This is a genomic window from Stieleria sp. (assembly GCF_041595215.1).
GTDB classification, from domain to species: Bacteria; Planctomycetota; Planctomycetia; order Pirellulales; family Pirellulaceae; genus Stieleria; species Stieleria magnilauensis.
In genome coordinates this window covers 1-14219 of the sequence record NZ_JBFHKV010000086.1, presented here as the reverse complement: position 1 = coordinate 14219, position 14219 = coordinate 1, and the positions used below count along the sequence as shown (strand labels likewise).

Sequence of the window (14219 nt, the reverse complement as noted above, 5' to 3'; positions counted from 1 at the left end):
TTCATCCATCGGCAACGGCATCACATCGCCGTTGGGATTTTGAAACATCACCGAACCGCCGCGGTTGACCACTTTCCAGCCTTGAAAGGTTTGCCCGCCGTAGAGCGTCGGGTCGACCACCGCTTGCAGAAACGTCGACCGTCCCCCGCCCGGCAGCGATTGCGATTGCCATGACCGCGAGACCGGCGCGGTGACATCGAGTGTCGGCGTTTGCGCCGCGATCCGGTCTGCGGCGAGTGTCTCTATTTCCTGCAGCTCGGTTTTGACATCCGCCCCGAGATCGGCGGAGTCTTCGTTCGCATCGGGATTCAGCATCGCCCGACTGACGGCCACGGCATCCTGATGTAGCGAACCTTCGTTGTAGACCTCGCCGAGCATGGCGGCACGCCGGGGCGTGTACCGCCACTGTTGCTGGTCAACAAGCTGAGACGGCAGAGTCGGCCCCAACAACAACCGTTCGGCCGAAAACAATTCGTCCTCGGCAACGCGTCGTTTGGCCAGCGAGATGACGAGATCATCAATGCCCAGCGGGCCCAACTGCCCGGTCATGACCGACAACCGTTTAGTCGATTCCAAAGGCATCGATTCCAAGTGTTTTCTTAGTTCTTGCGCAACGGCGTCGAGTTGGTTTTCTTCCTCGGCGATCCGCATCACTTCGGCGGCTCGCGCGGACACCCAGCTGTCCAGTGCACAACCACGCGTGGGGTCGCGAAGGATCGCATCGTCTTCATTACCGACCAGGGAAATGTTGGTCATCACGTTGGAGAATTCCAGCAACCGCTTCGTCGCCGTCTGGACGGATCGATTGCGCAGTGCCGATTGGATTCTCAACGCCACGAACTCCAAGCGTTGCGCCGGTGTATCGATCAACGCATCGAGTTCCTCTTCCAAACCCGGTGGCGGCGTCGGGTTTTCACGCAATTCGCCCAGCATGGACGAAATCGACAACATCAGCACGTCGTCGCTGTCCGGATCGATCTTGCGTGCCTTCTGCAGCACCTTCAGTGCTTCTTGACGCTCGCCCCGTTCGCTCAATAGCAACGCCTTTTGGACGAGCGCATCTAAGTTGTCCGGGTCTTCTTGGAGAATCCGTTCGACACGCGGCCCCAGCGTTTTTTTTCCGAGGGCGACGACAAGACGTGTGGGGCTCTGCGAAATGATTTCACCGTCGATGGCGATCAAGTTGCCGAGCGGGAATTGGGCCGTCACACGATCGACCAACGTGCCGTCGTCCAACGAAATCTCGACCAACTCGTTGCCGCTGGTCGGAACGATGTAGGAGTTGTCGCCGAATACGCCCCGGCCGACGATTTGCTGTCCGGCGGAGATCAGGCGTTGGTCGGTCCGCCAGTTCAGACGCCCGTTTTCCAGATCGTGACTGACAACTTCACGTGCACTGACCATCAACAGCTGGTCGTCGCGAATGCCGGCCACATAAAACGCAGCCTGTCGCGATTTGCTGAAACGCTTTTTGCCATCGACCAGTTCAAAGCAGTACAGGTTGTCGGTCGCGGCGGGGGTGACCAGCACACTCAACCCGCTGGCGGTCGCGACGGAGTTGTGCCAGCGCTGCAGCAACTGGTCGGACGATTTCCCCGAACGCGAGTTGAACATGATGCTGCCCATCGCCCGGCGTTGATAAGAATTGCCCCAGCGTAACGTCCGGTCGGCCAAATCGACCGCGACGGTCGCGCCGGCACCGGTCGGACAGATCAGGACTCCCTCGTGATAGCTGGGCGTCGCTCCGGAGATGCGTCGGATCGCGTCAAATTGAATCCCGGCACCCTCGATCGCCACCAGTTGCTGTTGCCACAACAGTTTCCCCGTCGCGGGATCCAGGCTGACCAGCATGATGTCACCGGCGATTTCCGCCATCGCGTACAAGGACCCATCGACCGCGATCGGTGCCCCCAAAAAGAAAGCCTGGTTTAACTCGCTTTCGACGGTCGGGTTTTGGCCCAGACGCCATAACGTCTTGCCTTCGGTTTCCAATTCCAGCGCGACCAATGTGTTGCGTCCGCCGTCGGCCGTACTCGTGTTGCGAACCCCCATCAGCGGATTGATCTGCAACATTTGGAACGGCGAGAGGTCGTCGAGCAAATAGACGCGCTGGCCGTCGCTGGTGATTTGCCCGTATGGCAAATCATTCCACACGCGGCGGCTGAGGCGGTCCGGCGGGTCGGAGGATCCCATCCCCAGCATCGCGTCGTATTGTTCGTTGTCGGCCGAAACGTCGGTTTGAAACCAGGGGTACTGCCAGACCCGTTTTCCGGTTCGATAATCCACGCCCCGCAGACGTTCGGTCGTTCGCATCAGCAACTGGTTGCCGACGCGGATCGGTGTCCAGCTGGGCGGAACCAAACGACCGCTGGCCGCCAACTCGTCTTCCTTCTGTCGCAGCCGTTGTTCTTCCAGCGGAGTCGCGGTGGTTTCCAGCATCCAACGGGGCGTCGAAAGCGGTAGCTGGCCGTCGGCGGTTTCGTTTCGCGACGTCGAACCGCCCAGCATCGGATAGTCGGTCGAACGACTGATCGAATCGGTATCGGGCAATTGGTAATGCTCATCGATCCAGCTCCGCCAATCGGTCACGGTTTCGGCGGTCTGGTTGTCGCCCACGTTCCATTGCACGCTGATCGACCCTAGATCACGCGGGACCGTGCGACCGGCCAAGCGACACGCAATCGCGTGCATCGCCGACACCTCGTCGCCGAGTTGATCGACGGCGTGTCGACTGGTCACCACATCATCGAGCAGCAACGAGCACGCCAAGGGATGCCCCAGGTACAGCTCGCGCTGTGCCAAGATCAACGACGCTTGATATCCCGCCGCGGTGTGAAAGTACTTGCGGCGGACGCTGCGGAGAAGTTTCCAATCGCGTTGCCGGGTCGCTTCATCGAGCAATTGTTTGGCCAGCGCGCCGTAACGAAGCTCGTAGGTGGCAAACGCGTCGCTGGGAAGCTTCCCGATCAAATCACGACAATGACGCAAAAAGCTCTTGTCCAACCGCTGTTGGTCGCTGTCTCGGATCTCCAGGAAAAAGTCTTGGCCGGCGATCGTCGGATCGTTCGTCGGGTCGACGTGGCGTTCGAGGATGTCACCGAGAATCACGACCGCGTCACTGTACCTGGCGTCGGCGATCGCTTCCTCGGCGTCCTTCAATTGCTGATTGAGCAATCGAGGCGGCGGGATGAACCGCGACATGTTCTGATCAAATCCCACTCCGAAGCGGCCCTGTTGGGCCTGGGCATGATCGCCAACGCAAATCGCAAACCACAGCGAAAGCGACAGCGCGAAAAACCGAGACGTAAACGGAACGGCGGATGGGGCAGCAGAATTCATGTTCAAACGACTTGCGGAGCGGAACAGCGGAGCAGACGCGGCGAGGCAGCACGCCGCAGCCTCCATTGTAGCGCCGCAGGGCAAACAAGGCGCCCGCAGCTGACCATTTTATGGGGGGAACGCGCCGTTTACTCGGCGAGCAACTCGCGGATGGTCGCGAACACTTCGTCCGGTGTTCCCACGGCGTTGACGTCGATGACGATGCCCCGCTGGCGGTAAAACTCCAACACCGGCTCGGTTCGGTTTCGAAACACCTTCAATCGGGTCTGAATCGTTTCGGGGGTGTCGTCGGCTCGTCCCTCCGATTCCGCCCGGGCGAGCAACCGCCGAACCAAAGCGTCTTCTTGAATGATCAGATTGATCACCGCGTCGAGCCGCTGATCGCGCTCGGCCAAGAATCCGGTCAGCATCTCCGCTTGGTTCACCGTGCGGGGGAACCCATCGAACAGGTACCCGTTTTCGCAATCGGGTTGTCGAAGCCGGTCGATGATGAATTGCATCATCAAGTCATCGGGCGCCAAGTTGCCACCGTCGATGTAACCGGCGATCAACTCACCGAGCGGTGAGTCGTTCCGGCAGGCCCGAAGCATTTCACCCGAAGAGATGTGCGGGATCCCCAACTCGCGACTGAGGCGACGGCACTGTGTGCCCTTGCCAGCGCCCGGTGGACCGATAAAGACGATGCGCACTGGATTGTTCGCTTCGAGCAGGGTAAGTGGCGTGAGCATCCAGCTTGCGTGAATGGGACCACGCAAGCGGTAGGTTTACGCCACGTTGATTTAGACGACTGGGCTGACGCCACCGCCGGCGCCTTCCAACAGGCCGCGGTAGTTTCGCATCACCAGGTGGCTGTCGATTTTCTGAACCAGGTCAAAGGCGACACTGACCGCGATCAACAACCCCGTTCCGCCGTAGAATCCGGCAATCGAATACGGCACACCGAGTGAACCGTAAACAATCGTCGGCACGATCGCGACGATCGAAAGGAATCCCGCACCGACGTACGTGATCCGAACCATGACCTTTTCCAAGTAGTCGGTCGTCCGTTTTCCGGGCCGGTAGCCGGGAATGAACGTCCCACTGTCCCGCAAGTTGTCCGAAATCTCTTTCGGGTTGAACGTGATCGCGGTCCAGAAGTAACAGAAGAAGAAGATCAACGCGACGTACAGCAGGTTGAAGAAATACGACGCCTGGTCTTGCATCGTCAAACTGACCAAGTTCAACCCCTTGAAGATCGCTCCGCCGGTTTCGAACGCTCCGGCCATCAAGCCGAAGAACACGCCGGGAATCATCAACAAGCTGCTGGCAAAAATGATCGGCATCACGCCGGCCTGGTTGATACGCAGCGGCAGGTGTTGTCGGGTTCCGCCGTAGACCTTGCGGCCGCGGGTGAATTTCGCCGATTGGGTTGGGATTTTACGCTGGCCGAGGGTGATGAAGACCACCCCGACGACGACGCCGATGAACAACACGAATAGCAAGATCAACGTTTCGATCCCGACTTGACCACGGCTCAGCCCGGTCAATTGGGTTTCCATGTTGCGAATCAATTCGTACAGCGCTTTGGGCATCTGCGCCAGAATCCCAGCCATGATCAACAGGCTGATGCCGTTGCCGATCCCGTGTTCGTCGATTTGTTCGCCGAGCCACATCAGGAACACACTGCCGCAGGTCATCACCGCGACGGCGACGAACTGCCAGGGCAGGTACAGCCCCGTGCCGGCTTCGTTCAAGAAGTTGGCGTTGATGTTGCCGCCGCCCGGTCCGCTGGCCGACAGCATGACCGAGACATAGATCCAGCTCTGCACCAGACAGATGCCGACGGTCAGGTAGCGGGTGTATTCGTTGATTTTCTTCTGACCGGCCTGGCCTTCCTTCTTCAATTCCGCCAGCGCGGGAACGGTCGTTCCGAGCAACTGCAGGATGATCGAAGCGGAAATGTAGGGCATGATGCCGAGGCCGAAGATCGTCAATTGACGAAGGTCGCTGGCGGCAAACAAGCTGACTTTTTCCAGGAAATCGGCCGCACCACCGCCGGCCGAGTCGGTCGGGGCGTTGTCCACCATCGGCAGCGGGATGTGGAAACCGATCCGATAAATGGCCAGCAAACCCAGGGTCAGGAAGATTTTCTTCCTCAACTCGGGGATGGTGAACATGATTCGCAGTTTTTCAAGCATTCGCTCGATCCGTCTTTCGTTGATTGGGACGCGGCAACTCTGGCGATCGGCCGAATTTGTGCCGCCTGCGGAAATTTAGTGTTTTTGGCGATCCATGGCGAGGGCAACGCCCATTCAAAACAAAACGCCAGTCCGCGGGGGCGACTGACGTTTTGAACGTTTCATTCAGTGGCTCGTTTGTCTCAAACGAGTGCTCGCTGCGCCGGCCGAGCGACCCCTCGATCAGGCTTGTTTCAGGGCCGCGACGCGTTCGTCGGGGGTCCGTTTGGGAGCCAATTTGTTGACGGTCCCGCCGGCGGCGGTGATTTTTTCTTCGGCCGACTTGCTGAACCGGTGCGCCGACACGGTCAGCTTCTTGGTCAGTTCGCCGTCGCCGAGGATCTTGACTTCGTCGAACGTGCCCTTGGCGACATCTTTGGCAGCCATCGCTTCCAAAGTCACTTCGGCACCGTCTTCGAAATGGTCGTTCAGCTTGCCGACGTTGACCGCAAACACGGTCACCGCCCAACGGTTGTTGAACCCGCGTTTGGGAACGCGGCGGAACATCGGCATCGCCCCGCCTTGGAAGCTGGGTTTACGACTGTAGCCGCTTCGGCTCTTGTGACCCTTGTGACCGCGGGCGGACGTTTTGCCGGTGCCGCTGCCGGGACCACGCCCGATACGTTTACGTTTGCGGTTCTTTTGAATTCCGCGATGGACATCATTCAGGTTCATAACGAAACCCAGGTAAGCAATGTTGCAAGTTGCGTCGCGGCATGATTCGCTCCGGACGCGTCAATCTTGAGTGTTTTTTTAGGACGACAGTTCTTCGACGGTCAACCCACGCAGTGCGGCGGTTTCTTCACGCGTCCGCAGTTGCTTGAGGGCTTCCACGGTGGCTTTGACCAGCGTGACCGGGTTATTGGTGCCGTAGGACTTTGTCAAAATGTCGTGGATGCCGCAGGCTTCGCAAACCGCACGCACGGCTTGGCCGGCGATGATACCGGTACCAGCCCCGGCGGGGATCAACGTGACCTTTGCGGCACCGAAGCTGCCCCAGACTTGGTGGGGGATGCTGCCTTCGACCAGCGGCACCTTGACCATGTCACGGGTGGCTTGTTTGGTTGCTTTTTGGACGCTCGGGGGCACTTCATTGGCCTTTCCGTAACCCCAGCCCACTTTACCCTGGCCGTCACCGACGACGACCATGGCGGCAAAGCTGAAGCGACGACCGCCCTTGACCACAGCTGCACAGCGTTTGATCTTCACCACGCGATCGAGCAAGCCGTCATCTTTCGACTCTTCCGCTTGCTTTCCGCCACGACGACGATTCTGGTTACTTCCGCTACTAATTGTTCCGACCCTCGGTTAGCCGACCCATCGGGGTGCGGCAAGTTGAATTGGTTTTCGTAATCTCTGCTTTTCGATTAAAGCACGAGCCCGCTTTCACGGGCGGCGTCTGCGAACGCTTTGACGCGTCCGTGATATTTGTTGTGGCCGCGATCCAGTTTGACTTCCTTGATCCCGGCGGCTTCTGCCTTGGCAGCGATCGCCTTTCCGACTTCGGCGGCACCGTCACAGTTGCCACCGACCTTGACCGATTCGCGGAGGTCCTTGTCGCGGGTGCTGGCACTGGCCAGGGTTCGTCCGGTGGAATCGTCCACCAGTTGAACGGAGAAGTGCTTCAGGGTGCGTTGCACGCACAGGCGCGGTCGGTCCGCGGAGCCGCGGAGCACGTTCCGCACGTGGTTGCGTCGACGAACACGTCTCTGTCCGAGTTTCTTGTTTTTGTCCATTGAAGTGCCGTCCTGTATCGCGGCCGATTCTTTTCGTTATTTGAAACGGGTCTGACGGGATTACTTGGTCGCCGACTTACCGGGCTTGATCTTAACTTGTTCGCCTTGGTAGCGAATCCCCTTGCCCTTGTAGGGTTCGGGCTTGCGGAGCGATCGGATTTCGGCGGCGAACTGGGTGACCTTTTGTTTGTCACAGCCCTGGACGACGACGTGCGTCTGGTCGGGGCAGGTCACGGTCAGATCGCTGGGGATCTTGCGGTGCAGTTCGTTGGCGTAGCCGACACGCAGTTGCAGCGTATCGCCGGAGATGCTGGCGAGGTATCCCACGCCGACGATCTCGAGTTTCTTTTCGTAGCCGTTGCTAACGCCTTCGACCATGTTGCCGATGATCGCCCGGGTCAACCCGTGCAGTTCTCGACTGGTTCGGTCTTCACCGCTTCGCGTGCAGTTGACAGAATCACCCTCGACGTTGACCGAGATCTCGGGACGATGGGTGAAGGTCAGCTTGCCCTTGGCACCCTCGACGGTGACGACACGATCGGCAACGCCGACGGTGACACCGCTGGGGATCTGGACTGGTTTTTTTCCGATACGACTCATTTCAGATCACTTGCTGAAAACGTTATTTGTACGGGTGTTAGGCGACTTCGCAAAGGATTTCGCCGCCGATCTTTTCTCGCCGAGCTTCACGGTCACTGATCACACCCTTGCTGGTGCTGATGATCGTGATGCCCAGCCCGCCCAAGACCGGTTTCAGGTCCTTGCAGTGAGCGTACAAACGGCGTCCGGGTTTGCTCATTCGGCGAATGGTTTGGATCACGCGTTCGCCATTGGAACCGTATTTCAGTTCCAGGCGAAGCACATTGACGGGGCTTTCTTCGACCTCCGCCCAATCCCAGATGAAACCTTCGCGCTTCAGCACGTCGGCAATCCCCCGCTTTACGCGGCTGGAAGGGATGTCCACAAAGGCACGTTCAACGCGAACGGCATTGCGGATTCGGGTCAACATATCGGCAATCGGGTCTGTCATCATGGCTTTTCGTCGCTCCGTTGTCTTACCAACTGGCCTTACGAACACCGGGGATCAAACCCAAGTTCGCATTTTCGCGGAAACAGATTCGGCACAAACCGAACTTGCGGTAGACCGAACGAGGTCGACCACAGAACTTGCACCGGTTCTCGCGCCGGGTACTGAACTTCGGCTTCCGATTTGCCTTGGCGATTTTTGATTTACTTGCCACTGGCTGTCTTGGGGTTGCAGCTGTGAAACGGTTCGCAAAATAAAGTGACTGTCAAAACGTCGCTCACGCAGCGTCGCTTTTTCCCGGCGCCGCTTTGAACGGCATGCCGAACAATTCCAACAACGCTCGTGCTTCATCATCGGTCTTGGCCGACGTCACGTACGTGATGTTCATGCCCTGCGGGCGGGTAAACTTGTCAGGGTTCAGTTCGGGAAAGACCAATTGCTCGGTCAGTCCCATCGTATAGTTCCCACGGCGGTCGAACGCTTTGCGGCTGATTCCGCGAAAGTCGCGGACTCGAGGCAGCACGATCGAGACCATCCGGTCGAGGAACTCGTACATGTGTTGTCGACGCAGGGTCACCATGCATCCGATCGGCATGCCTTCACGCAAGCGGAAGTTCGCGATCGATTTTCGGGCGACCGTCATCACCGGTTTTTGGCCGGCGATCTGGGTCATTGCATCGTAAGCCAGGTCGAGGATTTTTTTGTCGCCGATGGCTTGGCCGACACCCATGTTCAGCGTGATCTTTTCCAGACGCGGAACTTGGTGCGGGTTCTTGTAGCCGAAGCGTTCCACCAACTGTGAGCGGATGGATTCTTCGTAGGCCGTTTGGAGTCTTGGTTTGTTTGCCATGGTTCGGTTCACGCCTTCTTATAGCTGTCACGGGGCGGGGAGATCTTTCCCAGGCTTGCACCGCTTTTCTTTGCAAATCGTTCCTTGGTGCCGTCGTCCAAGTAGCGGACTCCGATCCGCGTCGGCTGGCCGGTCGTCGGGTCGATGACCATCACGTTACTGGCGTGAATCGGCATCTCTTTGCTCAGACGACCCCCTTGCGGGTTCTTCTGGCTTTTCCGAACGTGTTTCCGCACCAAGCCGGCGCCTTCGACGACAACTTTGTTTTTCTTGCGATCGACGACCAGCACCTTCCCGCGATGACCCTTGTCACCGCCGGCGATCACTAGCACTTCGTCTTCAACTTTGAGCAACATGACTGGAATACTCTGCATGGACTGGGCGATGGGACGCCCAATGTGATTTGTTTCGAGACTCGGAGTCTGGCGACTCCGGCCGCTTGGAGGGTTAGACCACTTCGTTGGCCAGGCTGACGATCTTCATGAAGCTCTGCTCACGCAGTTCACGGGCGACCGCACCGAAAATCCGCGTGCCGCGAGGCGCTTTGTCTTTATCGATCAGGACCACAGCGTTGCTGTCGAACTTGATGTAGCTGCCATCGTTGCGGCGGGTCGGGGTTTTCGTCCGAACGATGACCGCTCGCACGATCGCCTTCTTCTTGATCTCGCTGCCCGGGATCACGCTTTTGACGCTGCAGATGATGACGTCGCCCACACGGGCGAATCGGCGTCGGCTGCCGCCGAGCACCTTGATGCACATCACCTGACGAGCACCGGTGTTGTCGGCAACATCGAGACGGGTTTCTTGTTGGATCATGGCTGGTTATTCAACTGAAAAATTATTCGCTTTCGCTTTCGGATCCGGCCGACGCAGCCTCTGCTTGTTCAGCTTCCTTACGTGCGGCACGCAAGGCGACCAAGTCCACTTCGGTGCTCTTCTCAATCACTCGAACCAAACGCCAGCGCTTCAACTTGCTCAGCGGTTCGGATTCGATGATCTCGACGCGGTCACCGACGCCCGACTCGTTTGCCTCGTCATGGACGTGACAAACCGTTCGACGGCTGATGTATTTTTTGTACTTGGGGTGCTTCACCAGGCGATTGATTTCGACGCGGCGCGTCTTATTCATCTTGTCGCTGGTGACGATGCCCGAAACTACGCGTTTTGGCATGGTGCTACGCTTCGGCTGGGGTGTTGTTGGCTGCTTTGCTTCGCTCGGTCTGAATCGTCTTGACGCGAGCAATCAAACGTCGGTTCTTGCGGATGTCGCTGGGCGTATTCAAACGCTCCGACTGAGACTGAAAACGCAGTCGAAACAAGTCGGCGGCCGCTTCGGCAGCGGTCGCTTCGAGCTGTTCGTCGCTCATCTCTCTCAGTTCGCTATTGCTGGTCATGACCAGGCCTTCGGTAAACAAAAGTGGAGGTCGGGTCCGTGGGCGGTTGATGCCCGTCGGCTACTCATTGTCTCAATCGAATCAGAGCCAATCTCTGATTCCCAATTAGAACGACCGTCGTTCGACGAATCGTACTTTCACCGGCAGCTTGCTCGCCAATCGGGCGAAACAAACCTTGGCTTGCTGTTCGGTCACACCGCCGAGTTCGTAAAGGACGGTGCCCGGCTTGACGACCGCGGCCCAGAAATCTGGTTCACCCTTACCCTTACCCATCCGTGTTTCCAGCGGCGTGCTGGTGACGGACTTGTCCGGGAAGATTCGGATGTACAGTTTTCCTTCGCCACGGACGTATTGCTGAGCCGCAATCCGTCCCGCCTCGATCGTCGTCGCCTTGATCCAACCGGGTTCCAAGGATTGGATCCCGTAGTCACCAAAGACGACCGTGTTGCCACGAGTCGCACTACCTTTTATGCGCCCTCTTTGGCTTTTTCGATGCTTGACCCGTTTGGGCATCAGCGCCATCGTTGTCGTCTCCGTAAGTACCTTGGTTAATCCAGACCTGAATTCCGATGTGCCCCTGTGGCGTCATCGCTTCGGTCGTTCCGTAATCAATCTTCGCCTGCAATGTGCTCAACGGAATCGAGCCCATGCTTTGTTTTTCGCGGCGTGCCATTTCGGCTCCGCCCAATCGTCCGGCCAGTTGGATCTTGATGCCCTTGGCACCGGCGTCCATCGTCTGCTCGAGCGATCGCTTCATCGTGCGTCGGAAACTCGATCGCTTTTGCAACTGTTGTGCGATGTCTTCGGCCACCAGTTGAGCTTGCAGCTCGGGGCGTCCGACCTCTTCGACCTTCAGGTTGATGCGGCGGCCGATCAGGTTCTGCAATTCCGCTTGCAGGATCTCGATCTCTTGGCCTTTCTTGCCGATGATCAAACCGGGCCGAGCGACGTACATCATCACTCGCACTTCGTCACGCGTTCGTTCGATCTCGATGCGATCGATTCCGGCGTTCTTGTATTGGTTCTTTTTGGGGTGGTTGGTGATGAAGTTTCGCAGTTTGCGATCTTCGACCAACAGGTCCGCAAAATCTTGCTTCGACGCGTACCATCGACTACTCCAGCCGCGGGTGACACCGGTTCGAAACGCGATTGGATTGACTTTCTGTCCCATCGTTTACGACTCTTTGATTGTGCTGTTTCCGAGGGGCTTAAATTTCGTCGATCGGCGTCACTTTGACGCTGATGTGGCTGCTGCGTTTTTTGATGATGTGGGCACTGCCTCGTGCCTTGGGACGCATCCGCCGGAACATCGCTCCGCCGTCGACTCGCACATCGGTCAAAACCAGTTCATCGATTCGGTGTGGGCTGCCGCCGGTCTGGTCCGGATCGAGTGCGTTGGCAACGGCACTGCGGATCACTTTTTCCAGCATGCGGGCACCGCGTTGCGGCTGATACTTGAGCGTATCGAGCGCTTCGTCGGCGTATTGGCCACGCACCAAGTCGGCAACCAGACGCACTTTTTGTGCACTGATCCGAGCGTTGCGATGGCTTGCTACAAATGTTGACATCGTATCGACCTATTTCTTTTTGCCGCCGTGACCCTTGAACGTCCGAGTCGGAGCGAATTCGCCCAACTTGTGACCCACCATGTCTTCGGTCACTTGGACGGGAATGTGTGCCCGTCCGTTGTGGACCATAAACGTCAGATTGATGAACTCGGGAACGATCGTGCAGGCACGAGCCCAAGTTTTAATCGGCGTCTTTTTGCCTTCCTCGGCCTGCTTCTGCACCTTGAAGTACAGCTTTGGGTCGACGTAGGGACCTTTTTTGCTACTGCGGCTCATCGTTCTTCAGCTACCTGATTACTTGTGCAGTTTCAACTGACCGTATCGCTTGCTCTTGCGACGACGAACGATCGAGCTGTTACTTGGTTTACGTTTCTGGCGAGTGGCACCACCCTTGGCGCTCTTGCCCTGCGGGCTGACCGGGTGACGACCGCCCTTGGTTCGGCCTTCACCACCACCGTGCGGGTGATCGATCGGGTTCATCGCGGTTCCACGCACGTGCGGGCGACGTCCGAGCCATCGGGCTCGGCCGGCCTTGCCCAAGACCACGTTCATGTGCTCGCTGTTGCCGACCTGGCCGATCGTTGCTCGGCAACGGCTGGGCACTCGTCGTACTTCACCGCTGGGCAGTTGCAATTGTGCCCAATCGGCTTCGCGGGCCATCAGCGTGGCACCCGTGCCGGCCGATCGGCACAGCACCGCACCGCCACCGATTCGCATTTCGATGCAGCACACCGTGGTGCCCAGCGGAATGTTCTTCAGCGGCAGGCAATTGCCCAGCGTCGGCGGGGCTTCGGGACCGTTGAGCAGTTTGTCGCCGGCTTTCAGACCCGAGGGAGCCACGACGTAGGTCTTTTGACCGTCGGCGTACTTCAGCAACGCGATTCGAGCCGACCGGTTGGGGTCGTACTGAACCGAGTCGACCGTCGCAGGCACTCCGTCCTTGACGCGACGGAAGTCGACCAAGCGGTACATCTGCTTGTGACCGCCGCCGCGATGTCGGGCGGTGATCTTGCCTTGGTTGTTGCGACCACCGGTCTTTCGTTTCGGCTTCAGCAGCGACTTTTCCACGGTGTAGCCGGGCGTCAGTTCAGCGAAATCGCTGACCGATGCATTTCGGCGACCGGGGCTGGTCGGCTTGTAGATGCGAATTCCCATCGCTGAGTTCTATCTGGCTGTTAGGAAAAAACTGGTTTCTGGAGGCCCGCCCCAAAACGGAGCGAGTGGCTGGACGACTTTGTCGGCGGCGGTTGGCGGCCTAGAAGAAGTCGATTTTGTGATCTTCGTGCAAGTGGACGATGGCTCGGCGCCAGTCGGACGTGCGTCCTAGACCGTTGCGTGTGCGACGAAACTTGCCTTTGCGGTTTTGGGTGCAGACCTTTTCGACCTTGACATCAAACAGCTTTTCAACAGCCGCTTTGATCTCAGGTTTGGTGGCCATGCGGTGCACTTCAAACGCGTATTCGTTGTGCCGTGTCGCGCGGTGAACGCCTTTTTCAGTCACGAGCGGACGCAACAGGATCTGGTGCGGCTCGAGCTTGATCTTCGTTTCCGGCTGGGCAGGTGGTTGAATTCTTGCCATCGCTCAAATTCTTCTTGTATTAGTGTGGGGGTGCGGTCGGACCTAAACGGCCTGCCCGTCGGCAAACGAGCCATCTTTGATCTTGTCCAACGCCGCCTTGGTGACCAGCATTCGCTTGGGCTTGAGCACCGAAAGTGCGTTCAGCTGGCGAACCGGCTGCACGTCAACTCCGGGGATGTTTCGGCCGCTCTTGTAAACCGCGACGTCTGCATCGGCGGTTGCGACAAGCGTCGTGGTCGACTCGAGGCCCAGGTTTTTCAGCGTCGACGCCAGTTTCGACGTTTTCGGTGCGTCGTAGCTGAGCTGGTCGATGACCAACATCTCGCCGTCGTCGATCTTGCTGCGGATCGCCATGCGGGTGGCTCGTCGCAACGCCTTTTTAGGCAATCGGTAGCTGTAATCGCGTGGTTTGATCGTCCGTGCAACGCCACCGCCGCGGCGAACGTTGGTTCGCTTGGAGCCGGCTCGGGCGTGGCCGGTGCCCTTTTGGCGGTACATCTTTTTGTTGGT

General features: G+C 58.3%; 21 protein-coding genes. All 21 read right to left on the bottom strand.

Annotated features, from left to right (window positions below; translation table 11 throughout):
• Positions 1 to 3339: PQQ-binding-like beta-propeller repeat protein (locus ABX749_RS05595; protein ID WP_372895113.1), on the bottom strand; the 3339-nt coding region annotated here is incomplete at its 3' end.
• Between the two features lie 128 nt (positions 3340 to 3467).
• Positions 3468 to 4067, bottom strand: coding sequence for an adenylate kinase (locus tag ABX749_RS05590; RefSeq protein WP_372895112.1), 600 nt, complete (start codon positions 4065 to 4067; stop codon positions 3468 to 3470).
• Between the two features lie 51 nt (positions 4068 to 4118).
• Positions 4119 to 5516, bottom strand: coding sequence for a preprotein translocase subunit SecY (gene secY, locus ABX749_RS05585; RefSeq protein ID WP_095738314.1), 1398 nt, complete (start codon positions 5514 to 5516; stop codon positions 4119 to 4121).
• 222 nt (positions 5517 to 5738) lie between these two features.
• A complete protein-coding gene (gene rplO / locus ABX749_RS05580) occupies positions 5739 to 6230 on the bottom strand; it encodes a 50S ribosomal protein L15 (RefSeq protein WP_095738315.1) in 492 nt (163 codons plus the stop codon).
• Positions 6231 to 6308: 78 nt separating this feature from the next.
• The gene (rpsE, locus tag ABX749_RS05575; protein WP_197455395.1) at positions 6309 to 6779 is read right to left on the bottom strand and encodes a 30S ribosomal protein S5; all 471 of its coding nucleotides are present in this window, start codon (positions 6777 to 6779) and stop codon (positions 6309 to 6311) included.
• 143 nt (positions 6780 to 6922) lie between these two features.
• A complete protein-coding gene (gene rplR / locus ABX749_RS05570) occupies positions 6923 to 7291 on the bottom strand; it encodes a 50S ribosomal protein L18 (RefSeq protein WP_095738317.1) in 369 nt (122 codons plus the stop codon).
• Between the two features lie 60 nt (positions 7292 to 7351).
• Complete coding sequence (rplF, locus tag ABX749_RS05565) at positions 7352 to 7891, bottom strand: 50S ribosomal protein L6 (RefSeq protein WP_372895111.1); 540 nt, start codon at positions 7889 to 7891, stop codon at positions 7352 to 7354.
• A gap of 37 nt (positions 7892 to 7928) precedes the next feature.
• A complete protein-coding gene (rpsH, locus tag ABX749_RS05560) occupies positions 7929 to 8324 on the bottom strand; it encodes a 30S ribosomal protein S8 (RefSeq protein WP_095738319.1) in 396 nt (131 codons plus the stop codon).
• A 22-nt stretch (positions 8325 to 8346) separates the two neighbouring features.
• A complete protein-coding gene (locus tag ABX749_RS05555) occupies positions 8347 to 8532 on the bottom strand; it encodes a type Z 30S ribosomal protein S14 (protein ID WP_095738320.1) in 186 nt (61 codons plus the stop codon).
• Between the two features lie 63 nt (positions 8533 to 8595).
• Positions 8596 to 9168 (bottom strand): 50S ribosomal protein L5, encoded by a 573-nt coding sequence (gene rplE, locus ABX749_RS05550; protein WP_259634043.1) that lies wholly within the window; start codon positions 9166 to 9168, stop codon positions 8596 to 8598.
• Between the two features lie 8 nt (positions 9169 to 9176).
• Entirely contained in the window at positions 9177 to 9524 is a 348-nt protein-coding gene (gene rplX, locus ABX749_RS05545) for a 50S ribosomal protein L24 (protein WP_145223178.1), read from the bottom strand.
• 91 nt (positions 9525 to 9615) lie between these two features.
• Positions 9616 to 9984: a 50S ribosomal protein L14 gene (gene rplN / locus ABX749_RS05540; protein ID WP_095738322.1), complete on the bottom strand. Its 369-nt coding sequence runs from the start codon at positions 9982 to 9984 to the stop codon at positions 9616 to 9618.
• Between the two features lie 22 nt (positions 9985 to 10006).
• A complete protein-coding gene (rpsQ, locus tag ABX749_RS05535) occupies positions 10007 to 10339 on the bottom strand; it encodes a 30S ribosomal protein S17 (RefSeq protein ID WP_095738323.1) in 333 nt (110 codons plus the stop codon).
• Positions 10340 to 10343: 4 nt separating this feature from the next.
• Positions 10344 to 10562: a 50S ribosomal protein L29 gene (gene rpmC / locus ABX749_RS05530; RefSeq protein WP_095738324.1), complete on the bottom strand. Its 219-nt coding sequence runs from the start codon at positions 10560 to 10562 to the stop codon at positions 10344 to 10346.
• A gap of 105 nt (positions 10563 to 10667) precedes the next feature.
• Positions 10668 to 11084, bottom strand: coding sequence for a 50S ribosomal protein L16 (gene rplP / locus ABX749_RS05525; protein WP_095738325.1), 417 nt, complete (start codon positions 11082 to 11084; stop codon positions 10668 to 10670).
• Complete coding sequence (gene rpsC / locus ABX749_RS05520; protein WP_095738326.1) at positions 11023 to 11733, bottom strand: 30S ribosomal protein S3; 711 nt, start codon at positions 11731 to 11733, stop codon at positions 11023 to 11025. Before rpsC ends, rplP begins: the two co-directional genes overlap by 62 nt.
• Before the next feature lie 37 nt (positions 11734 to 11770).
• On the bottom strand, positions 11771 to 12130 hold the full coding sequence (rplV, locus tag ABX749_RS05515) for a 50S ribosomal protein L22 (RefSeq protein WP_095738327.1): 360 nt from the start codon (positions 12128 to 12130) through the stop codon (positions 11771 to 11773).
• 9 nt (positions 12131 to 12139) lie between these two features.
• A complete protein-coding gene (rpsS, locus tag ABX749_RS05510) occupies positions 12140 to 12406 on the bottom strand; it encodes a 30S ribosomal protein S19 (RefSeq protein ID WP_095738328.1) in 267 nt (88 codons plus the stop codon).
• An 18-nt stretch (positions 12407 to 12424) separates the two neighbouring features.
• Positions 12425 to 13285: a 50S ribosomal protein L2 gene (gene rplB, locus ABX749_RS05505; protein ID WP_145219198.1), complete on the bottom strand. Its 861-nt coding sequence runs from the start codon at positions 13283 to 13285 to the stop codon at positions 12425 to 12427.
• Positions 13286 to 13385: 100 nt separating this feature from the next.
• Positions 13386 to 13709, bottom strand: coding sequence for a 50S ribosomal protein L23 (gene rplW / locus ABX749_RS05500; RefSeq protein WP_095738330.1), 324 nt, complete (start codon positions 13707 to 13709; stop codon positions 13386 to 13388).
• Between the two features lie 42 nt (positions 13710 to 13751).
• A partial coding sequence (gene rplD, locus ABX749_RS05495; RefSeq protein WP_372895110.1) for a 50S ribosomal protein L4 occupies positions 13752 to 14219 on the bottom strand: 468 nt, incomplete at its 5' end.